Source organism: Altererythrobacter sp. B11 (assembly GCF_003569745.1).
GTDB lineage: Bacteria > Pseudomonadota > Alphaproteobacteria > Sphingomonadales > Sphingomonadaceae > Croceibacterium_C.
Map to the genome: position 1 here is coordinate 54,526 of NZ_AP018498.1, position 21,676 is coordinate 76,201.

Below are 21,676 nucleotides of genomic sequence, written 5' to 3' on the forward strand. Positions count from 1 at the left end.
AGGCGGGTGTTGGAGAAGCGAGGACCGGTGGAGCAGGTGGGGCGCATGCCCGGACGATGCCGGCTGGGGGGCGTGTAGGATAGGGGGCTATTGGACTCGATGATGACGAGTGCTATTGGTCGCCTGATTACGAACGGGACACCGCTGGCGTAATCGAGCAAATTCCTGAAGTAATCCGGTAACTATACGCCACTAGCACGAAGGAGCCGTGTTAAGCGGCTAAGTTCCTCACTGCACTGTCGGGGGCCGCTCCAGCGCCCCCCGGTCGCACGCTCCGGCACTTCAGTCTTCGAGGCTCCAACTTAGCCGCCCGTCCGACCAAGAAAAGCTTACCGAATTTGCCAGATCGTTGCGCGCTACCTCTCGCAGTCTGCGCACAACACCGGCTTCAATTATTCTGTGGATGAGCTTGGACAGCCAAGCGCCAGGGCGATCCATCGCGCTCGCAATGGCCAACATTATGGAGATCAGTCCGGCGATCACCGCCCACCAGTTCAGATGCCCTGCCAGCGAATTGCTCGCCAGCGCAACGGTGGGAATTAGCGCGATAGCGACCGACGTCGCTCGGACAACAAATCTGGCTGTTCTGAACCGCTCGCTTCCCCGCTCTACTAACCTGTCTTATTCATGAGGCCGCCGCTCCGGGCTCGTTCGGCGGTGATCTGACATTGGCGGCGTGGCCTGGACGTGCGCCATCGTCGGCATTTTTCACCGCGGCAGGATCAATGGGCTTTTCGAGGTTGATGGACGGGGCGGGGGTCAGCGGCACTGCCGCGCTGGCTATGTTGGTGCAGGCCGGAGACCGATGGCGATGGCTCTGAACACGCTGGCATCGGGGCAGGCTGACGCTAGCCGCAAGCGGATGCGCGAGGCGTTCTCGATGACGCGGGCAGCGACCTTGAGCAGCCGGATGCGCAGGGTTGCGAACTCGGCTGCAGCCAGTGCCGCTGCTTTGGGGATTTCCTGCTGGATACGCCACATCAGCCAGTAGGAGGCGGTGTGCAGGATGAGGCGCATCTGGTTGGCATTGGCCGAGCGGCACGAGGTTCGGTCGCTGGCGAGCTGGGACTTGTGGCGCTTGATCAGGTTCTCGGCCTGACCACGCGCGCAGTAGAGCGTGTCGTAGATGTGCTCGGCCGATCCTGTTGCCAACGAGGTGACGACATAGCGGATGTCCATGCCCAGCGTGCTGGCCTCGATCCGGGCGACGACGCGGCGCTGGCACTGCCAGGTCTTTGCGCCGTAGCGGGTCTCGGCATAGTTACGCAGGACCGGGCATTGGCGCTGAGCCCGCCTGACCGCGCAGGCATCGGCGACCGCGACAATGACCGGATCGGTGCGCAGCGCGGCGTTGGTTGGCAGGCCGAGCACGTAGTCGATGCCGTGGGCCTCGCAGAAGGCCATGACCTCGGGCCGGCCATAGTGCCCGTCGCCGCGGATGGTGATGTGGGTATTGGGCCAGTGCCGGCGGATGTGGCGCACGAGGCGTCGGATGTGACCCGCCGCTTCGGCACCCGACGGTGTCTTGCCGGTGCGCAGCAGCATGGCGACCGGGCGGCCAGTAGCGGTGTCATAGACGTGGACCGGGAGGAAGCAGCGCTCGCCATGGTGGCCATTCCAGAACGAGAGTTGCTGATAGCCGTGGACGACATCGCAGGTGTCGTCGATATCGAGCGTCACCGCCTTGGGCGGCACGGGATAGCTGGCGCAGTATATGCCGATCATCTCGGCCATCATCCTGGCCAACTCGCGTGTGGTCGGCGCATTCTCCCAGCGGCTCATCGTCGGTTGGCTGGCGAGACCCGCGCCCGATCCCGGCAACTTGCCCAGCGCCAGGCGGAAGCCTGGATCGTCACGCAGGGCGTCAAGGTCATCGGCATCCTCGTAGCCGCACGCGATCGCGAACACGCGGGCGCGCAGGATGTCGTCGAGGCGATGGATCACCCGCGCAGGAGAGCGCCGGTCGGCAATGCAGCCCGCAAGCCGCCGGCAAATCCCCATCGCGCGTTCGGCCTGTGCCAGCAGCAAAACCCCGCCATCCGAAGTGAGGCGGCCACCGTCGAAGGCTGCGGCGACTTTCTTGCGATGCACCGCTGGGAATCGGAATGGGCTTGCGATATCATCGTTCATGGCGGGTGTGGCCTGTGACATTTTCTGCCCTGCGACAGGGCCGGCGTAGACACCCAGTTCCTAAAACAGATCAGAGGCTTATGCCACTCCCGCCAACCCTTCAGGCCGCACCCGGTGAATAAGACGGGCTAAGGCGTCCAAGGTCGCGATATCGTTCGACGCCTTCTCTTCCGCTATGCACGCGGCAGACTGTTCGGTCTTCTCGGCCCGCAGTTGCTCGGCTTCGAGTTTTTGCTCAACTTCAGCCAACTGACGTTTGAATTGCTCATGCTCCTTGATTCGACGTGCCTTCTCCTTTGCGGCCACCTCCTCCCCTGCCGCATCTACTGCGGCTTCTACGAGCTGTTCGATCGTTGCACCTGAAACGTACCGCTCATTGTTCAAAGTTGCGTCCATAACCGCGCGCGCAGATCTCGGCACTTCGAGCAACAGCTCAAACTGTTCGACTTGCTCCGGTTTAATTTTGGCGAGCTCTGCTCGCGCACGGTCAACGACCTTGCGGTTTAAGCGCAGCGACCGATCACATGAAAGCAGTAACTGGCTGTTCGGGATTTTGAAGCGAGACGCGGCGCCTCGGTTTCCGATCTCGATCCAGAGCTTGGCTGCTAGCTCTTTCAGGGTGATGATTGGCGGAGTCTGCCTTGCATTGTAATATGCTATTTCCAGCAGGTGCCTCTTCGTCGCCCGCGCGAAGATATCATTCGTCGTGACGCAGACATAGCGGCTCTCGAAAAGGTCCGATGTCCGATATCCTGCCCGCCTCCGGATTGTGAGAACGGTGGTATCCGCATCCGCATAGCGAGCGTTCCCGTTCTCCTCGTCGTGCCAGTTGATTATCTCATCGATACCTCTTGCACGATCCATATCGAAATAGACATGCGAACTAGGCATGAAGTCAGGTGTGTCCGGAAGAATTTCTATGCCTTTTTTCCTTACGGCGACATCGAATGCCTGAAGCAAGCTCAGAAGCGCGTTTTCGTTGACCCACCCCTTGCGCAGTGCCTCGCCAGTCGGGCCGTATCTATCTCGCGGGTTCGCCTTGAGTACCGAGCGCAGCGCGTCACGCGCTTCCTCCACACAATGCGCAAAGGTGACGGTTGAAGCACCCATAGCCCGCAGGCTCTCGAATACATCGACGGACGCTTCTGATCTAATCTCGCCAGAACAACCGAGGTAGTCCAGGATTACCGGACCATCCACCACTACCTTGAGATTGATAGTCCGGCGCTTGGAAGGATTGCCGATCTCTTCAGCCACGCGAAACAGAAACCCTACCGCCGAGAGGCTCGAAAGGACATCGCGAGCCGGCAACCTCTTCTTATTCACGTGCTCGACGAACCGGGCGGACAAATAATCCGCATCCGATCCTCGCGGGCTTACTGTACCTTCGAGCGGCGCATTTGCGTCGACGACGTATCGCAGTAAGACCGCGCCCGCTTCCATCGGATCGTCCGGCAGGGCATTGATGGGCGACAGTTCAGAGGCGAAGCTTCTAAAGGCGGTGCCAATCTCGATGAGCGCGTCACGAGTCTCATTAACGCGATCTGTTTCCTGTTCGGCTTCGGCAAGGTCAACGTAGAACGGACCTCTCGAAGGAAAATCCGATCTCGACTTGAGCCAACCAAGCTTTCTCAGCTTTGGGATGAAATACTCGGCCGCATCCGCCGAGACAGACCATCCGAATTGCTCTTTAACCTTTGCGATGAATGCCGTTGGCTCGAAAAGTTCGCCGTGCATTAGACTCAGAGGGCCAGAGAGCAGGACCACCAGTGCATCGGCCGGATCCGCGCTGTCTTTGATGACCGCACTCGCAAGTAGACAGATTCTTGCTTCCTGGACGATAGTTGCCGCGTCGTTCAAGAGTCCCCCATCATCCTACACGTGTATTTCTTCTCCCATTATGCTCTAGCTTCATCCGCACCGCATTGCGAGCCCCAGGCGCAGTTCTGGTGAACAATAGAAATCGGCCAGTTCAAAGGTAGTCAGACCCGCGTCCTGGCCCGGCCGCTATTAGCCGATAAGGCAGGGCTATCTCTAAGCTGCTCCTCCCGTAGAGCAGGTTGCGAGCAGCGCCTCACGGGCATCCAATAAAAAATTGCCTTAGTGATATAACGCTCAGGGGGCGCGAACGGCCGCTTTGGGGGCGCAAAGCTGCCCCACCTGCCCACCCTCTAATCCAAACTCGCCGGCCCGAAGGCCATCGGCAGCAGGGCCGAGAGCCTCACTTCCTGCACCGCGTCGGGGCCGACGCAGAGGACCAGCGGGTCGGTGCCGCCCAGCGCGGCGAGTTCGTTCAGCACCTGGCGGCAGCGGCCGCAGGGGGTGATGGGGGCGGCGCCGGGGGCCATGCGCGGGCCGGTGACGGCCACGGCGACGAGCCCGCCGCGCCTGCCCCCGGCCATGGCGGCGGCCACGGCCACCGTCTCGGCGCAGAGGGCGAGGCCGTAGCTGGCATTCTCCACATTGGCGCCCGCCACCACTTCGCCATCGTCGAACAGCAGGGCGGCGCCCACGGGGAAGTTGGAATAGGGGGCATAGGCGCCCTGTGCCGCGCGGCGGGCGGCGGCGATCAGATCGGCATGGGGGTGAGGCTGCGGCTCGCTCATGGCTGGGCGACCACCCAGCGCAGCGGTTCGGGCGCGGCGGCGGTGCGCAACGCGGCATTGGCGGTCCACAAGGTCCACGGGCGCCCCGCGTAATCCGGCTGCATGTAATCCCTTTCCAGCCACAGCCCGCGCTCGATCCGGGCGGCGAGGTGATAGCGATCCTCGAACCCGCGCGACAGCTTGAGCACGGCGGGGCGGCCGACATGGCCCTCCACCTGGTTGAGGAAGGTGGTCAGCTCGCTTTCCACCGCCGCCTCGCTCACCGGATCGGGGCAATCGTCGGCCAGCTTGCTCAGCTCGATCGCGGGGGGCAGCAGATCATCCTCGCGCGGGACGATGGTGACGAAATTGGCCGCCTGCCGCTCCGCCGGGATGCAGGGATCATAGGCATGCACCGCGCCGAAGCGCAGGCCGCTGCCCTGCACCCGCTCCAGATTGCGGGCGAAGGTGCCGTCGCGGCCATTGGCGCCGCTGCTGGCCTGGAGATAGACGAAATCGGCGCCGATCGCGCGCAGGGCGGTGAAATCCACCTCGCCATCGCCCGCGCCCACCAGCGCGCCCTGCACGGGGAATTGCTCCACCGCCGGCGCCCAGTGCTGCGCCTGCCACCACAGCCAGCCGGCGCCGGCCAGCGTCACCAGCAGCAGCGCGCCGGCGATACGCCAGCGCCAGGGAAACGCCCTCTTCCTGCCCATTACCGCCCCGAAAAAACCCGTGTTGCCTGCAGCCCGTCAGGCCTTGATATGAAGCACGCAGATCAGCGTGAAAAGCCTGCGGGCCGTATCGAAATCGGTTTCGATCTTGCCCTCCAGCGCTTCCAGCAAGTGCCGCGTGCCGCGATCGTGAATGCCGCGCCGGGCCATGTCCACCGTCTCGATCTCCTGCGGGGAGGCCTTGCGCAGCGCCTTGTAATAGGAATCGCAGATGGCGAAATATTCGCGCACCACCCGGCGGAACCGTGCGAGGCCGAGGCCGACCGTGCCGGCATCCTCCCCCGCCCCGTCGCGAATCGCGATGGCCAGCCGCCCGTCCACCACCGAGAGATGGAGCGACCACGGCCCTTCCTGCCCCGTCTCCAGCGCGCGCAGCGGGGTGAAGCTGTTCGCCGCCTCCAGATCGCGCAGCGCGGCCTGCCGTTCGGATTCCACCGTGTCGCTGCGGCGCAGGATCGTCGCCTCGTCGAGGACGATGCGCGCGATGCGGTCTGCGCTGCGGTGGGAGGAGGTTTCGTCCGGCATCTGAGCCTGCTGCTTTCGCAGAGCGGGCGGGCTTTCGCAAATGCCAGATGAGGGAAGTGCGGGGGATCATGCGGTGATCCCCGCTATCCACAGGGGGGCCGGTGGCCCGGCCTCTTGCGGCCGGAGTCGAGTGGGCGCATCAGGCGGCCATGCCCGATCAAGACCTGCTCATCCGCGCCGCCACCCGCCAAGGGGGCGAAGCCGCCGCCGGCCGTGCCCTCCCCGCGAATCTGGAAGCGGAGGCGGCCTTCCTGGGCGCCGTGCTGATCGACAACCGCGTGCTGGAAGAGCTTTCGGTGCCGCTGCGGGCGGAGCATTTCTTCGCCCCGATCCATGCCCGTATCTTCGACCGGGTCGCGGTGCAGCTGGACAAGCAGATGGTGGTGACGCCGGTCACCCTCAAACCCTATTTCGAAGGGGATGAGGCGATGGCGGAGATGGGTGGCACGGCCTATCTCGCGCAGCTGACGGCGGACGGGCAGGGCCTGCTGGCCCCGCGCGAACTGGCCCAGCAGATCTATGACCTCGCCCTGCTGCGCGAACTGGTGAGCGTGGGCCGCGAACTGGTGGAAGGCGCGCTCGACACTTCGGAAGAGGTGGAGCCGATGCGCCAGATCGAGCGGGCCGAAGCCTCGCTCTATCGCGTGGCCGAAGGCGCCTCGGGCGAATCGGAAGCGGCCACCTTCCGCGGCGCCACCAACAAGGCGCTGGAAATGATCGAGACGGCGATCAATTCGGGCGGCCATGTTTCGGGCAAGACCACCGGCCTCACATCCGTGAACGAGAAGGTCGGCGGGCTGCACGATTCCGACCTCATCATCCTTGCCGGGCGGCCGGGCATGGGCAAGACCTCGCTCGCCACCAACATCGCCTTCAACTGCGCCGATCGCCTGCTGCGCGACCAGCGCGACGGGATCGAGAAGTCGGTGGGTGCGCCGGTGGCCTTCTTCAGCCTGGAAATGTCCAGCGACCAGCTGGCCACGCGTATCCTGGCGGAGCAGGCGAAGATCTCCAGCGAAGCGCTGCGCATGGGCAAGATCAGCCGCGACGATTTCCAGCAGCTGTCCTACGCCAGCCAGCGACTGGCCGAACTGCCGCTGTATATCGACGATACGCCCGCGCTCACCATCGGCGCGCTGCGCACCCGCGCGCGGCGGCTCAAGCGGCGCTATGACATCGGGCTGATCGTGGTCGACTATCTCCAGCTGCTGCAGGGCAGCGGGCGCGCGCAGGACAACCGCGTGAACGAGATTTCGGAAATCAGCCGCGGGCTGAAGACGCTGGCGAAGGAACTGGGCGTGCCGGTGATCGCGCTATCCCAGCTCTCCCGCGCGGTGGAGCAGCGCGACGACAAGCGCCCGATGCTGTCGGACCTGCGCGAATCCGGCTCTATCGAGCAGGACGCCGACATGGTGTGGTTCGTCTATCGCGAGGATTACTACATCGCCTCGCGCGAGCCGAAGCTGCCCGCCGGCGATTCCGATGTGAAGGCGCAGGAAGCGCATGATACCTGGCGGCAGGAAATGGAGCGGGTCTATGGCCTCGCCGAACTGATCGTGGCGAAGCAACGCCACGGCTCCACCGGCAAGGTGCGCCTGCGCTTCGAGCCGAAGATCACCCGCTTCTCCGACCTGGCAGAAGGCGAATACCAGGGCGGCTACGACTAGCCGTCAGGGGCCGCAGGTCCAGCGGCCGGGGATCGTCAGCATCGCGCCGTCCTGCCGGTTCAGCCGCAGCTCCGCCGGGAAGGGCGGCGATTCTCCCTCGCCCGCCGCCGTGGTGGAGGTAAGCGCGACCTCATAGCTCATATCCGACCCGGTGAAGCTGGTGCCGTCGGGCAGGGGATCGTATCCCCCCGCCTCGGTGGAGGTGAGCAGTTGCGGCGCATCGGCCCGCTTGGCGAGGCCGAGCGCATGGCCCTTGGCATCGGCGACGTTGCCCATGGCGAGCAGCAGCATGTCACCGTTTTCCGCGGTGAAGGAGCAGCCGAGTTCGCCCTTCAGATCGGCATCGGCAACGTCCTGCGGCGTGAGCGGGGTCAGTTCGATCGGCGATCCGGCCATTCCGCCGGCTGCGGGCGTGGCGGAAGCCTCCGCCTCGGGCTCGGGCTCGTCCGCCGCGGGGGAGCAGGCAGCGATTGCCAGCGCGGCGAAGGGGGCGATGAGGTGGCGGGGCATGATAAGGTCTCCTGTGCTTGCCCATGCAACGCCCCGGCCCGGCACGGTTTCCCTCCCGGGCCCGCCGCACGGGGAGGTGGCGCCGCCATTTCCTTGACTCCGGCGCCCTACGCCCCTAGGTGCAGGCCTTTCCGGACAACACGTTTCTATCGGAGTGCCCTATGGCGCGCGTTACCGTCGAAGATTGCATCGACAAGGTGCCCAACCGTTTCGATCTCGTCCTGCTCGCCGCGCAGCGCGCGCGCGAGATTTCGGGCGGCGCGGAACTGACCGTGGACCGCGATCGCGACAAGAACCCGGTCGTCGCCCTGCGCGAGATCGCCGAACAGACGGTGAAGCCCAAGCATCTGCACGAAAGCGTCGTCCAGTCGCTGCAGCGCGTCTTGCCTGATGAGGAGGACGAGGCCGATGAGATCGGTTCGCTGAGCCAGTCGGCGGAGGCTATGCGCCTCTCGGCCGCGGCCCCGGCCCGCTCCACCTCCATGGGTAGCGATTACGACGGCTGAGCCCGCCCATCCCGATTCCTGAAGGGCCGCACCGGCTGGTGCGGCCCTTTTTGTTTGTGCAGCCCCTCCTCCCCGCTGCCCCCGGCGAGATGTTGAAACAGGGCAGCCGGCTATTTCCAGGGCGATACTGAAAAACTCCGAACCGCTAACATGGATCAAGGCGGCGCTCCGCATTTAGTCCTTATCTGCGTGCAACAGGGGTTCCGGCACTTGCGGCTTTGCTCGCGACGGCAGGGGTGAGGGGATGCGCCAATGGGCGAAACCAGCCTCTGCCGGCATGGTGCGGACACGCCCTGGAATGATCTGACGGCGGCTGTGCTGCCCCACCTGACCCGCCGCTGCTTCGGCTCGGCGCGCAGGTGGCGAGTGAGGGAAGCGGTAGAATGTCCGGCAGGCTGCAAGAGGCGGAGATGATCCGGGGTGGAGGCGATTCCAGCGCCCCCTCCGGCGGCTGTGCGGATAGCGGCGGCTCTGCCGCAAACCTCCCGCCAGCAATGGATCCATTTCAGATGGAGGGCGCGGGGATCCCGGCGCCTCTGCCAGCGAGCGAGACCCGATCCACGTGATGCGCAACGCGCCCAAGGCCGGCGAATATGCCCTTGATCCGGCCCTGAAACGACTGAACGGGCTTACTCCGCTGGATGAACCTGCCACGGCGGCGCTGCGCCAGGCCTTTGCGGGCGCATGGCGGGTGCCCGCGGCGCACGAATTGCAACAGGAAGGCAAGGAAGTGCCCAAGGCCCGGCTGTTGCTGGGCGGATGGGCCGCGCGGTTCCGCATATTGGAGGACGGACGGCGCCAGCTGATCAGCCTGTTCCTGCCGGGCGAGCTGATCGGCATGTACGATCATGCCCAGCCGCTGGCGGCATCGCATGTGACCGCGATCACCGACGTGCTGATCTGCACTGCGCCCCCGCCCGAGACATCGCCACGCCTGGCCGAGGCCTATGCGCTCAGCCGCGCGCTGGAAGAGGCCTATCTGCTGAACCAGATCACCCGGCTTGGGCGACTTTCGGGGCTGGAGCGGCTGCTGGACCTGTTGCTTGAACTGCGCGAGCGGCTGGACCGCTGCGGTCTGGCGGACGGCGGCAGCTTCCCCTTCCCGCTGACGCAGGAAGCGACCGCCGATGCGCTGGGCCTCACCTCCGTGCATCTCAACCGCATGGCGCAGCAGGCGCGACAAACCGGCGATCTGGACTGGCGGGCGAAGCAGGTGACGCTGCGCGACCCCGCCGGGCTGGCGCGCAAGCTGGGCCGCAATGAAGTGCGCGTGTCTGCCGGCCCGGCGAGCTGACGGGCCACACTCCGTCTCTGTCGTTAGTATCGCGCAAGCGGGAGCCCCGAACACTGCTCTGGATCCCCGCCTTCGCGGGGATGACGAGAATAGGACACGCCCCCCTCTTTCGTCATTCCCGCGAAGGCGGGAATCCAGCGGCGCCGCACGTCCCAGCCCGCGCGCCGCCGACGCAGCGCCGACCGAAGAACCAAACCCCCGCTGCCAATGACCGTGAAATGACGGCAGGCGCCGGTCGCTTGATAACCGTCATCGAAGTGTAACAGAGCTTGCGGCGAAACGCGGCAAGGAAGAAGATGGGTCGATGGCAGTAATCGCGGTTTACAGCGTGAAGGGCGGCGTGGGCAAAACCACGATTGCGGCCAATCTTGCCTGGTGCTCAGCCGCGATTTCCTGCCGCAAGACGCTGCTGTGGGATCTCGATGCGGCCGGCGGCGCGGGCTTCCTGCTGGGCCTCGATCCTGACGGGAAGCACGATGCGGGCAGCGTGTTCGCCAAGGATGCCGCGCCCGACAAGCTGATCCGCAAGACGGGCATCCCCCGGCTGGACCTGCTGCCGGCGGATGAAAGCCTGCGCGAGCTCGACAGCGTGCTGGCGCGGATCGGCAAGCGCAAGCGGCTGGCGAAGCTGGGGGAGGATCTTTCGCGCCGCTATGATCGGATCATCCTCGATTGCCCGCCGGTGCTCAACGAGATCAGCGCGCAGGTGGTGCGGGCGGCCACGCTGGTGATCGTGCCGCTGCCCCCTTCCCCCCTCTCGCGCAGGGCCTTCGAACTGGTGACCAGGGAAATCCGCCGCCACGCCAAGGTCCATCCGCCGATCCTGCCGGTCATTTCCATGTTCGACGGGCGGCGCACGTTGCACCGGCAGGCGCGGGAGGAAAACCCCAGCTGGCCGGTGATCCCCCTCGCCAGCGCGGTGGAACAATGCGCCGTTCGGCGCCAGCCGGTGGGTGAGTTCGCCCCCACCTCCGCCGCCGCGCGCGGCTTTGCGCACTTGTGGACCGCGATCGAGCGGAAGCTGGCCGGCGGGAAATAGACCGGCGGCGCTTGCGGTCCGCGCCGCGTGGGCGATACAGTGCCCGCCTGGCGAGTGGGGGCACCGTGAGCATATTCGAAAGCATCGGCACTATTTTCGAAGGCGGCCTGTTCGCCCGCGCGGCAGAGCCTGACCGGGGCGAGGCGCAAGGGGCGCATGACTTCGCCGGCGCCTGTCTCAATTGCGGGACGGAACGGGTCGGCCCCTATTGCCATGCCTGCGGCCAGTCCGCCCATATCCACCGTTCCATGGGCGCCTTCATGCACGACCTGCTGCACGGCGCGCTGCATTGGGAGGGCAAGACCTGGCACACGCTCCCGCTGCTGGCGGCACGCCCGGGGGAGCTGACGCGCCGCTACATCGCGGGGGAGCGGGCGCGCTTCGTGTCGCCCATGGCGCTGTTCCTGTTCACTGTCTTCCTGATGTTCGCCGTGTTCCAGATCGCCGGCATCGGCACGCCGACCGACTTCGACCCATCCGACGGGACGCTGGTGAGCAACAGCGAGGCGCCCCGCCAGCTGGAGGAACAGCGCGCGGAGATCGAGCGGCGATTGGCGGCGCTGCCGGCGGGGGATCCCGCACGGGCGGAACTGGAAACGGAACGCAAGGCGCTGGAGACGGGGCAGGCGATCGCCGAAGGGCCGGAGCGGATCGGGCAGGAGATCACCTCCATCCGCACCGGATCGCATTTCATCGATCACGGGCTGGAGAAGTGGCAGAAGAACCCGGCGCTGATGCTCTACAAGCTGCAGGCCAACAGCTACAAATTCTCCTGGCTGCTGATCCCGCTGTCGATCCCCTTCGTCAGCCTGCTGTTCCTGTGGCGGCGCCGGTTCGGCGCCTATGACCACGCCGTGTTCGTCACCTATTCGCTGTGCTTCATGACGCTGCTGTTCGTGCTGCTGACGCTGCTGGCGCAGTTGGGGCTGAGCAGCGGAGTGGTGCTGCTGCTGGGGACCACGATCCCGGTCTGGCATATCTACCGCCAGTTGAAGGGCGCCTATGGCCTGTCGCGCTTCTCTGCCGTGTGGCGCACCGTGGCGATCACCGTCTTCATCTTCGTGATCGTGTCGCTGTTCATCAATCTGTTGCTGCTGCTGGGCGCCATGGGCTGAGCCCACAAGCAAAGAGGCCGCCAGGGTCATCCGGACGGCCTCTGTGGTGTTGGATTGTCGCCCGACGAGCGGGAGTGAAGGGGTCAGGCGCCCTGCGGCGCCGTACCACCCTGACCGCCGAAGCGCTTGCCGGCCTTGGGAATGGCCGAACCGCGCAGCGGCTTCACCGCCACCGGGCCGCGCGGCTCGTCCGGCCGATCGACCTTGCCCTGATCGAGCAGCTGCTTGATCTCGTCGCCCGTCAGCGTCTCATACTCGAGCAGCGCCTGGGCGAGCAGTTCCAGCTCGTCGCGATGGGTGGTCAGCAGATCGGTCGCGCGCTTGTAAGAGCCTTCGACCAGGCCGCGGATTTCCGCATCGATCAGCTTGTTAGTCTCGTCGCTCGCCATGGTGCGCTGCGACCCGCCCATGCCGAGATAGCCTTCCTGCTGGTCTTCATACTGCAGCGGGCCGAGCTTGTCGGACATGCCCCATTTGGTGACCATGTTGCGGGCGAGGCTGGTGGCATAGGAGATGTCGGAGCTGGCGCCGCTCGACACCTTGTCGTGCCCGAACACCAGTTCTTCCGCCACGCGGCCGCCCATGCTGACCGCCAAATTCGCGTGCATCTTGTCGCGGTGATACGAGTAATTGTCCCGCTCCGGCAGGCGCATCACCATACCCAGCGCACGGCCGCGCGGAATGATCGTGGCCTTGTGGATCGGATCGGAGGCAGGCTCGTGCACGGCGACGATGGCATGGCCCGCCTCGTGATAGGCGGTCATCTTCTTCTCGTCGTCGGTCATGACCATGGAGCGGCGCTCCGCCCCCATCATCACCTTGTCCTTCGCGTCCTCGAATTCCTGCATGGCAACAAGGCGCTTGTTGCGCCGCGCGGCCAGCAGCGCCGCCTCGTTCACCAGATTGGCGAGATCGGCGCCGGAAAAGCCCGGCGTGCCGCGTGCGATCACCCGCGGATTGACGTCGGGCGCCAGCGGCACCTTCTTCATATGGACGGCGAGGATCTTCTCGCGCCCGTCGATGTCGGGCACGGGCACCACAACCTGCCGGTCGAAACGGCCGGGGCGCAGCAGCGCCGGGTCGAGCACGTCGGGTCGATTGGTGGCGGCGATGATGATGATGCCTTCGTTCGCTTCGAAGCCATCCATCTCCACCAGCAGCTGGTTCAGCGTCTGCTCGCGCTCGTCATTCGAATTGCCGAGGCCATGGCCGCGATGGCGGCCCACGGCGTCGATTTCGTCGATGAAGACGATGCAGGGCGCGTTCTTCTTCGCCTGTTCGAACATGTCGCGCACACGGCTGGCGCCCACGCCCACGAACATTTCCACGAAGTCCGAGCCCGAAATGGTGAAGAAGGGCACGCGCGCTTCACCCGCAATGGCGCGGGCGAGCAGCGTCTTGCCGGTGCCGGGCGAGCCGACCAGCAGCGCGCCCTTGGGGATCTGGCCGCCGAGCTTGGAGAAGCGCTGCGGATCCTTCAGGAATTCGACGATTTCCTGCAGTTCCTCGCGCGCTTCGTCGATGCCGGCGACGTCGTCGAAGGTGACGCGGCCCTGCTTCTCGGTCAGCAGCTTCGCCTTGGACTTGCCGAAGCCCATCGCGCCGGACCCGCCGCCCTTCTGCACCTGCCGCAAGGCGAAGAAGGCGACGCCCAGGATCAGCAGGAACGGCAGGGACTGCAGCAGGATGAACACCAGAATGCTCTGCTGCTCCGGCGCCTCGCCCGAATACTGCACCTCGTTCTCGGACAGGAGACGGGTAAGGTCGGTGTCATTGGCCACCGGGATGGTGGAGAAGGCGGAGCCGTTCTTCAGCTTGCCGGTGATGCGATCGGGGCCGATCTGCACTTCCTGCACGCTGCCTTCGGCCACCTTGTCGCGGAAATCGGAATAGCGCAGCTGGGTGCCGGCCGCATCGCGCGGGCTGCTGAACATGGATACGACCAGCAGCAGGGCGAGGAAAATGCCGCCCCACACCATCAGGCTCTTCAGCCAGGGGTTGCCGCCGCCATTCTCCGGTTCGCGATTCTCGCTCATCACCTGTCCTTATGTATGCCTGGCCCAATGTAGGCGCGCACGGGTGAATGGCAAGTTACGGCCGCCCGCCTTGAGCCCGCCCGTTTTCGCCCTGAGACGGTGAGGGGTGGCGGGGCCCCTCGCACTCACTTGCGGATGTGGGCGACGATGAACTTTTCCGACAGATCCGCCCCCTGCTGCCCGGTGATCTGATAGAGCGCTTCGAAGTTCTTCCCGTCAGCCGCCGGCTTGGCCAGGGCCGGGGCAATCTCGGCAGCGGCCACCAGCGGCGCGATGCCGCGCAGCCCCGTGTCGCGCGCACCGGCGACCACCGCCACCAGCGCGCCGCTGGGTGCGTGGAAGCGGGCGAAATAGCCATAGTCGGTGTAGTAGGCGGGGGAGGCGATGCGGCGCGCCTCGTCGCTCATATAGACCTGCCCGCTGCCGGTATCGATCAGCTCGTCATAGCTTTCGCCCACCTGGAAGCGGGAATCCATGAAGTTGATGTCTTCCAGCAGATGCATGCCGCTGACCAGCCCGACATAGATCACGTTGAAATAGTTCAGCATGTCGGGTTCGAGCTGGGAGGCGGGGATGATGTTCACCTGCCGCCCGCCGCGCGTGAGCACGGGCACGATCTCCTGCAGCCCATAGGCAGCGGAAAAAGGCAGATAGTTGAGGCCGACATCTTCCGCATTGGCGAATTTATCGGGATCCACATCCTGCATCCGCACCAGATCGGTGGGAGAGTTGACGCGGAAATCACGCACCAGCCGGCCCTCCTCCGGCCGGACGGGGTCGATCTCGCCATAGATGTAGTAATCGCCCAGCACGATCAGCACGGGGCGCGAGGAATCGACGAAAGGCTGCCACAGTGCATTGACGGGCGGCGCCTCCCCCGCGGCTTCCGTGGCCCGCCCCGCGAAGAAGCCCGCACCGAGCAGCAGCACCGCCAGCAGCAGGGCAGCGCCTGCCAGCCTGGTGCGGCGGGAGCGGAACCGCCCCCCCGGCTGATCGACCGGCACACCTTCCATCTGTTCCGCGTCTTCCGGCGCATCGGCTTCCAGCCGCAGGGCGTAGCTGCCGGGGGGAATCGTCAACCGGCTGGCACCGGGCCGCTCTCCCTCCCCCGCGTAGAACTCCTCCATCCGCTTGCGCAGGCGGTGGATATAGACGCGAACGGTCGCATCATCCCCTTCGGAATCGGTCTGGCCGAACACGCATTCGGCAATTTCGGCCTGCGAGGCAGGGGGCGCATCCGCCCCGCGATCGGCGAGGAAATCGAACAGGGCGCGCAGCCGGCCGCTCGCGCCCGGGACGTTCAGCTGGCGCAGGCGCTCCACCTCAGCGGCGAAGGCAATATTGCCCCGCGGGTCCACAGCTTCGCCCTCCCCCCTCATCGATCTGGCCCTTCCCGTCCCATGTAACGTGGGTGTAACGTGCGATTACCGTAATTAACTTTCAATTGCGAGAGGGCGAGAACACCACCCATCGGGACAACATTCGATGGGACGGGACCTTTGCACACTTGGCTTCTCCGCAGCACGGCCGCTGCGGCTTTCCTATTTATCGCGGCGCAAGCCGGTCCGGCGCTCGCCCAGGATGCGGAGGGCACCGCTGTGGCAGCCGCCGACGGAGACGGCGACAGCGCGCCTGCCGATCCGATCTATGTCTATGGCCGCGGGGAGAAGCGCATCGGCATTGCCGGCGCCGCGAGCGAAGGCGGTGTAGCCGGGCTGGACATTGCCGTGCGCCCGCTGCTGCGACCGGGCGAATTGCTGGAGGCGACGCCCGGCCTGATCGCCACGCAGCATTCGGGCGGGGGCAAGGCCAACCAGTATTTCCTGCGCGGCTTCAACCTCGATCACGGCACCGATTTCGCGCTCTATATCGATGACATGCCGATGAACTTCCGCACCCATGGCCACGGCCAGGGCTATCTGGACGTGAACGGCCTGATCCCCGAAACGGTGGAGCGGATCGATTACCGCAAGGGCCCCTATCGCGCAGACACGGGCGATTTCGGCTTCGTCGGCTCCAGCTTCATCACCACGAAGGACCGGATGGCCCCCTTCGTGCTCGGTGAGCTCGGCGGCTATGGCTATCGCCGCTATGTCGCCGGCGGATCGGCGCGCGTGGGCGGCGGCGATCTGCTGCTGGTGGGGCAGGCCAAGTTCAACGACGGGCCATGGGCACTGCCGGAGGATTACGAAGGCTATTCCGGCTTCGGCAAATATTCCACCACGCTCGGCGCGGGCGATTTCCAGCTATCCGTCAATTACTTCCACGCCACATGGGCCCCCACCGAACAGTTGCCCGAACGCGCGATCGGCACACTGGTGGAGGACCGCTATGGCACGCTGGATCCCACGCTGCGCGGCCATACCTCGCGGCAGATCGTCACCGCCAATTACACCGACGATGACTGGAAGATCACCGGCTGGCTGCAGCATTACGACTGGAGCCTGCTGTCCAATTTCACCTTCTTCCTCGATGATCCGGTGAATGGCGACCAGCTGCGGCAATATGAGAAGCAGTGGTCCTATGGCGGGCGGCTGGAGCGCAACGTCACCCTTCTGGACCAGCTTTCGCTGCGCGTCGGTGCGGAAGCGCGGATGGACAATATCGATCCGGTGGGGCTCGACCACACCAGGGCGGGCGAGTTCCTCTCCACCCGCGGCGCCTTCACCGTCGATGAAAGCTCCCTCGGCCTCTACGGCGAAGCGATCTGGCGTCCACTCGACCGGCTGATGGTGATCGGCGGGCTGCGCGGCGATTTCTACCGCTTCGAAACCAAAGCGGCGGGCGGGCCGAACAGCTGGGGCGGCACGGCAAAGGACCAGCTGGTGACGCCGAAGTTCGGGGTGAACTACACGGTCGCGCCCGGCCTCGCCGTCTATGCCAATTACGGCCAGGGCTTCCATTCCAACGACGCCCGCGGCGTCACCAGCCCCACCGATCCGGCGCCGGGGCTGGTGCGCGGCAATTTCAAGGAAGTGGGTGCCCGCATCGAAAAAGGCGGGCTGATCTTCACCGGTGTCTATTGGTGGAGCTCTATCGACAGCGAGCTGATCTATGTCGGCGATTCCGGCGCGGTCGAGCCGAGCGATCCCGGCAAGCGGCACGGCTATGAGTTGACCGCCTTCTGGAAGCCGAACAGCTGGCTCGCCGTGGACGGGGTGTGGACCGGCAGCACGGCGCGCTACAAAGGCCTGCCCGCGGGCGAGAACTATGTCCCCGGCGCGCTGGAAAGCTCGGGCGAACTGGGCGTTTCGGCGGTGTTCCGCGAGTTCAACCTGTCCGGCCGGGTGCGCCATCTGGGCCCGCATGCGCTGATCGAGGACAATTCGCAGCGCGGCTCCCCCACCACCACGGTGAACCTGCGGGCCGCCTACACACCGCAGGATTTCTACGGCATCGAAGTCTATGCCGAACTGCTCAACGCGCTCGATTCCAAGGGCGATGACATCGACTATTATTATGTCACCCGGCTCCCCGGCGAGCCTGCCGAGGGGATCGAAGGGCGGAACAGCCGCATCGTCGAACCCCGGCAGCTGCGCGTGGGACTGAAGAAGACATTCTGACCGGCTACTCCTGCGGCGCGATGGCTTGCGCCGCTCCCTCACGCCCGCCCGTCCCCCACGACGGGCGGGTTTTTTGTGCGCCCGCGAATCGCGGTTTGTCGCACCGCCGAAGCGGATTGGCCAAGATCGACCCGTCGCGCGGAACCGGAAGGCACGGCCGTAGTTAAGCTGCCGATAAGGCGGGGCTGTGCCAGCCCTGCTTTTCAACGCTTTATTCTATGAATGATCGCCGTTTGCGATGGCTGGTCCGGGTGGTTCGAGAATCATCTTGCCAATCATCGAAGCCCATGATGCAGTGCAACATCGCGGCCGCCCTTCAGCTTTGCCGGCGGGTGGCCTTCTGAGGAACACCGATGTCGAAGGACGACGCCATCCGTGATGGAGCCGCCCCAGTCCCCGGGGCAGACATCCATGTGATCTTCGGCCGCCGCAAGGGGGCCGCGCCGCTGCGGCGCATCGCGCTGATCGGCACATTCGCGCCGCGCAAATGCGGCATCGCCACCTTTACCGAAGACGTGTTTGAGAAGCTGCGGGAATTCCACCCGGAAGTGCAGGTGGATATCTACGCGCTGGACGACCCCGCCCAGCCGCTGCGCTACGAGAATGTGGCCGGGGTCATCAAGGTGGACGACCGGCAATCCTATTATCGCGCGGCCCGCCGCATCAACGAAAGCGGCGTGGACGCCGTATGGCTGCAACACGAATACGGCATTTATGGCGGGCCGGACGGGGAACTGGTGTGCGATTTCGTGGATCGCATGGCCGCCCCGCTGATCCTGACGCCGCACACCGTGCTGACCACGCCGGGCGATAATCAGCGGCGGATCCTGGAACATCTCGTCTCGCGCGCCAGCCGCACCATGGTGATGTCCACCCATTCGCGCGATCTGCTGGCCGAACGCTATGGCGCGCCCAATGAATTGCTGGAGGTGATCCAGCACGGCGCGCCGGACCGACCCTTCGGCCGGCAGGAAGAGTTCAAGCAAATGCTGGGCCTCGCCGGCCGGCATGTTCTGATGACCTTCGGGCTGCTCGACCCCGGCAAAGGCATAGAGCGGGTGATCGAGGCCCTGCCCGCCATCGTCGCGCGGCATCCCGAGACCGTCTATCGCATCGTCGGCGCCACGCACCCCAATCTGGTGGCTGCGGAGGGCGAGGCCTATCGCGAGCGGCTGCAGGCGCTCACCCGGGAACTCGGCGTCAGCGACCATGTGCTGTGGGACAATCGCTTCCTCGAGACCGAGGAACTGCTCGACCAGCTCGAAGCCTGCGACATCTACATCACGCCCTATTTCAACATGCAGCAGTCCACATCGGGAACGCTGTCCTATGCCGTGGCGCTGGGCAAGGCCGTGGTATCCACGCCCTATCTCCACGCACGCGAGTTGCTGGGCAGCGATGCCGGACGGCTGATCGAGCCCGACTGTGCGGAGGCCGTCGCGCGCGAGGTGACCGCACTGCTCGACGATCCGGCCGAACTCTCCGCGCTGCAGGCGTGCGCCTATCACCGCGGGCGGCAAACGATCTGGCCGCGCTTCGCCGATGCTGCCGCCACGTTGATCGAAGCCGCCGTGGCAGCGCCGCCGCGCCCGGTGCCGATCACCGCAGTGCCCGGCCTGTCGGGCGTATTCGACATGAGCGACGGCACCGGCATGATGCAGCATGCCATCGGCATCGTGCCCGATCGCGATCACGGGTACTGTCTGGACGACAACGCCCGCGCGCTGATGCTGATGAATGTGGCCGAAGGGCTCACCCCGGCCGAACGCTCGCAGTGGAGCCTCACCTATGCCGCCTTCATGCAGCACGCATGGAACCCGCAGGCCGGTGCCTTCCGCAATTTCATGCGGTTCGATCGAAGCTGGGCGGAAGATGCGGGATCGGAGGATTCCAACGGCCGCGCGTTATGGGTGCTGGGCCACACGATAGAATGGGCGCCCGATGGCGAATTGCGCGACTGGGCACAGCGGCTTTTCGACACCGCCCTGCCGCACTGCGCCACCCTGCCCTCGCCCCGTGCCATGGCCTTTGCCATGCTGGGGGCGGCGGCTCGGCTTCGCGTTCAGGCCGACCATGGCGCCTCGCGCGATCTGCTGGAAGCCGGCGCGGATTTCCTCAGCCGCCTGCTGGATGCGGCGCGGCGGCCGGACTGGGCCTGGTTCGAAGCCGTGCTGGGCTATGACAACCCCCGCCTGTCGCAGGCGCTGATCGAGGCGGGCCAGCAGCTTGGCCGGTCGGATCATGTCTCGGCCGGGCTGGAGACGCTGGAATGGATCGCGCAGCAGCAGATTTCCGCCAGCGGCTATTTCCGCCCGATCGGCTCCGACAGCTTCGGACAGAAACATGCGCATCTGCCCTTCGACCAGCAGCCGCTGGAAGCGCAGGCTGCGATCGAGGCAGCACGCGCCGCCTTCGCCGCCACCGGCGATACCCGATGGTTCCACCATGCCTGCACAGCGTGGAACTGGTTCTTCGGCGCGAACGATCGCGGCGTGGTCCTGGCCGATCTCGCCAGCGGGCGGTGTCATGACGGCATCAATCCGCGCGGCGTGAACGCGAATTGCGGCGCGGAGTCCATCCTCGCCTTTCAACTCGCCCGTTATTCCGTGCTAGCCCTTGCCGAAGCACAGCGCGATTCGGCGGGAGATGGCATTGAAGGGCGGAATTGCGGGCGCGAACAGTCTGTTGCAAATACTTGACGAGCGGCTGCATGCCGACCCTTCCCGCGTGGTTCTGCGGCCCTTTCACCTCGGCTGGCAGGCGAAGAACGCCCCCGGCGGCCGCGCCCTGCGGCTGGTGGAGGATGTCGCCAGCCTGAGTGAGGAGCAGGTTGCGGCGGAATATGAGCGTGTGCGGCGCGATTTCGCCGAACGCCACTGGCAGACCGAACAGATGTTCGCCGAACGCTTCGAAGAAGTGGAAGAAGGGCTGGGCATAGACTGCTCCGGCTTTTCCGAAACGCGCAAGCGCCTGCTGGGCGCCTTCTTCTGCCACGAATATACCTATGCCGCGGCGGCGCTGATGAACCCTTCCATCGTGCCGCATCCCGACCAGAGCGGGATTCGCGAGGGCGCGGTGCGTTTCGTCATGTCGCTGCGCGCGGTGGGCGAAGGCCACATCAGCTCGATCGTCTTCCGCGAAGGGATTGCGGAGGATGACGGCGGCTTTGCCCTCTGGCCGCAGAGCGCCTTCGCCACTTCCGTGGAGTTGGACGATGCTTCGCTGGCCCTCAGCGACGGCAGCGTGACGGTGCATCGCCATGCCGAATCCAGCCTCTCCAACACGGTGATCTTCCCGATCACGGAGCAGCAGCAGAACGGGCTGGAAGATCTACGGCTGGTCCGCTTCGACCATGGCGGCGGGGATTACGAATGGATCGGCACCTACACCGCCTATTCCGGCCATTCGATCCGGTCCGAACTGCTGCGCACCCGCGATTTCCGCCGCTTCGTGCTGGAACCGATCGAGGGCGAGGCCGGGCGCAACAAGGGCATGGCCCTGTTCCCGGAGAAGATCGGCGGCCAATATGCGATGATCGGCCGGCAGGACGGCAAGAACCTGTTCCTGCTCAAGTCCGACCGGCTGGATTGCTGGGACAGCGAAGGCGTGTTGCTGATGGAGCCGGCCTATCCGTGGGAATTCATCCAGATCGGCAATTGCGGCTGCCCGATCCGCACCGATGAGGGCTGGATCCTGCTGACGCATGGGGTGGGCGCAATGCGGAAATATTCGCTGGGCTGCGCGCTGCTCGATCTCGACGATCCTTCCAAGGTGATCGGCCGGACGAAGGAACCGGTGCTGACCGCGGTGGATGCCGATCGCGCGGGCTATGTCCCCAATGTCGTCTACACCTGCGGCGCGTTGCGGGTGGGCGAGCGGCTGCTGATCCCCTACGGCATTTCCGATAGCGCCGTCGGTTTCGCCACCGTGGAGATCGACGAGCTGCTCGACCTGATGCGCTGATCGGAGCCG

The 21,676-nt window shown here is 65.4% G+C and carries 16 protein-coding genes; 8 read left to right on the forward strand and 8 right to left on the reverse strand.

Annotated features, from left to right (window positions below; translation table 11 throughout):
- Window positions 1–780: 780 nt before the first annotated feature.
- The 5 genes from AEB_RS00245 to AEB_RS00265 all read right to left on the reverse strand — a co-directional run bounded on the left by AEB_RS00245 (window position 781) and on the right by AEB_RS00265 (window position 5,974).
- Window positions 781–2,130 (reverse strand): IS1380 family transposase, encoded by a 1,350-nt coding sequence (locus tag AEB_RS00245; protein WP_172592942.1) that lies wholly within the window; start codon window positions 2,128–2,130, stop codon window positions 781–783.
- Window positions 2,131–2,208: 78 nt separating this feature from the next.
- Window positions 2,209–3,990, reverse strand: a complete 1,782-nt coding sequence (locus tag AEB_RS00250; protein ID WP_119081283.1) for a hypothetical protein — start codon at window positions 3,988–3,990, stop codon at window positions 2,209–2,211.
- Between the two features lie 311 nt (window positions 3,991–4,301).
- Window positions 4,302–4,736 carry a cytidine deaminase gene (locus AEB_RS00255; RefSeq protein ID WP_119081284.1) on the reverse strand — a complete coding sequence of 145 codons (435 nt, stop codon included), beginning with the start codon at window positions 4,734–4,736 and terminating at the stop codon, window positions 4,302–4,304.
- Entirely contained in the window at window positions 4,733–5,431 is a 699-nt protein-coding gene (locus tag AEB_RS00260) for a glycoside hydrolase family 25 protein (protein ID WP_119081285.1), read from the reverse strand. The genes AEB_RS00255 and AEB_RS00260 overlap by 4 nt, the downstream gene beginning before the upstream one ends.
- A 36-nt stretch (window positions 5,432–5,467) precedes the next feature.
- Window positions 5,468–5,974, reverse strand: coding sequence for a UPF0262 family protein (locus AEB_RS00265; protein WP_119081286.1), 507 nt, complete (start codon window positions 5,972–5,974; stop codon window positions 5,468–5,470).
- Window positions 5,975–6,123: 149 nt separating this feature from the next.
- On the opposite strand from AEB_RS00265, the gene AEB_RS00270 reads away from it, so the two are divergent.
- The gene (locus AEB_RS00270) at window positions 6,124–7,641 is read left to right on the forward strand and encodes a replicative DNA helicase (protein WP_119081287.1); all 1,518 of its coding nucleotides are present in this window, start codon (window positions 6,124–6,126) and stop codon (window positions 7,639–7,641) included.
- 3 nt (window positions 7,642–7,644) lie between these two features.
- On the opposite strand, the gene AEB_RS00275 is transcribed toward AEB_RS00270, so the two are convergent.
- A complete protein-coding gene (locus tag AEB_RS00275; protein WP_119081288.1) occupies window positions 7,645–8,151 on the reverse strand; it encodes a hypothetical protein in 507 nt (168 codons plus the stop codon).
- Window positions 8,152–8,312: 161 nt separating this feature from the next.
- Between AEB_RS00275 and rpoZ the strand changes: the two genes are divergently transcribed.
- The 4 genes from rpoZ (at window position 8,313) to AEB_RS00295 (ending at window position 12,105) form a co-directional block, all read left to right on the forward strand.
- Window positions 8,313–8,657: a DNA-directed RNA polymerase subunit omega gene (rpoZ, locus tag AEB_RS00280; protein ID WP_119081289.1), complete on the forward strand. Its 345-nt coding sequence runs from the start codon at window positions 8,313–8,315 to the stop codon at window positions 8,655–8,657.
- A gap of 565 nt (window positions 8,658–9,222) precedes the next feature.
- Entirely contained in the window at window positions 9,223–9,951 is a 729-nt protein-coding gene (locus AEB_RS00285) for a Crp/Fnr family transcriptional regulator (protein ID WP_119081290.1), read from the forward strand.
- Between the two features lie 304 nt (window positions 9,952–10,255).
- Window positions 10,256–10,990: a ParA family protein gene (locus tag AEB_RS00290; protein ID WP_119081291.1), complete on the forward strand. Its 735-nt coding sequence runs from the start codon at window positions 10,256–10,258 to the stop codon at window positions 10,988–10,990.
- 65 nt (window positions 10,991–11,055) lie between these two features.
- The gene (locus AEB_RS00295) at window positions 11,056–12,105 is read left to right on the forward strand and encodes a DUF3667 domain-containing protein (protein ID WP_119081292.1); all 1,050 of its coding nucleotides are present in this window, start codon (window positions 11,056–11,058) and stop codon (window positions 12,103–12,105) included.
- An 83-nt stretch (window positions 12,106–12,188) separates the two neighbouring features.
- On the opposite strand, the gene ftsH is transcribed toward AEB_RS00295, so the two are convergent.
- Complete coding sequence (gene ftsH / locus AEB_RS00300; protein WP_119081293.1) at window positions 12,189–14,141, reverse strand: ATP-dependent zinc metalloprotease FtsH; 1,953 nt, start codon at window positions 14,139–14,141, stop codon at window positions 12,189–12,191.
- Window positions 14,142–14,266: 125 nt separating this feature from the next.
- Window positions 14,267–15,520 carry a hypothetical protein gene (locus AEB_RS00305; RefSeq protein ID WP_119081294.1) on the reverse strand — a complete coding sequence of 418 codons (1,254 nt, stop codon included), beginning with the start codon at window positions 15,518–15,520 and terminating at the stop codon, window positions 14,267–14,269.
- A gap of 219 nt (window positions 15,521–15,739) precedes the next feature.
- On the opposite strand from AEB_RS00305, the gene AEB_RS00310 reads away from it, so the two are divergent.
- The 3 genes from AEB_RS00310 (at window position 15,740) to AEB_RS00320 (ending at window position 21,667) form a co-directional block, all read left to right on the forward strand.
- Window positions 15,740–17,704: a TonB-dependent receptor gene (locus AEB_RS00310; RefSeq protein ID WP_231958828.1), complete on the forward strand. Its 1,965-nt coding sequence runs from the start codon at window positions 15,740–15,742 to the stop codon at window positions 17,702–17,704.
- A gap of 353 nt (window positions 17,705–18,057) precedes the next feature.
- Window positions 18,058–20,403 carry a glycosyltransferase family 4 protein gene (locus AEB_RS00315; protein WP_119081296.1) on the forward strand — a complete coding sequence of 782 codons (2,346 nt, stop codon included), beginning with the start codon at window positions 18,058–18,060 and terminating at the stop codon, window positions 20,401–20,403.
- A complete protein-coding gene (locus tag AEB_RS00320) occupies window positions 20,390–21,667 on the forward strand; it encodes a glycoside hydrolase family 130 protein (RefSeq protein WP_231958829.1) in 1,278 nt (425 codons plus the stop codon). The genes AEB_RS00315 and AEB_RS00320 overlap by 14 nt, the downstream gene beginning before the upstream one ends.
- Window positions 21,668–21,676: the final 9 nt, after the last annotated feature.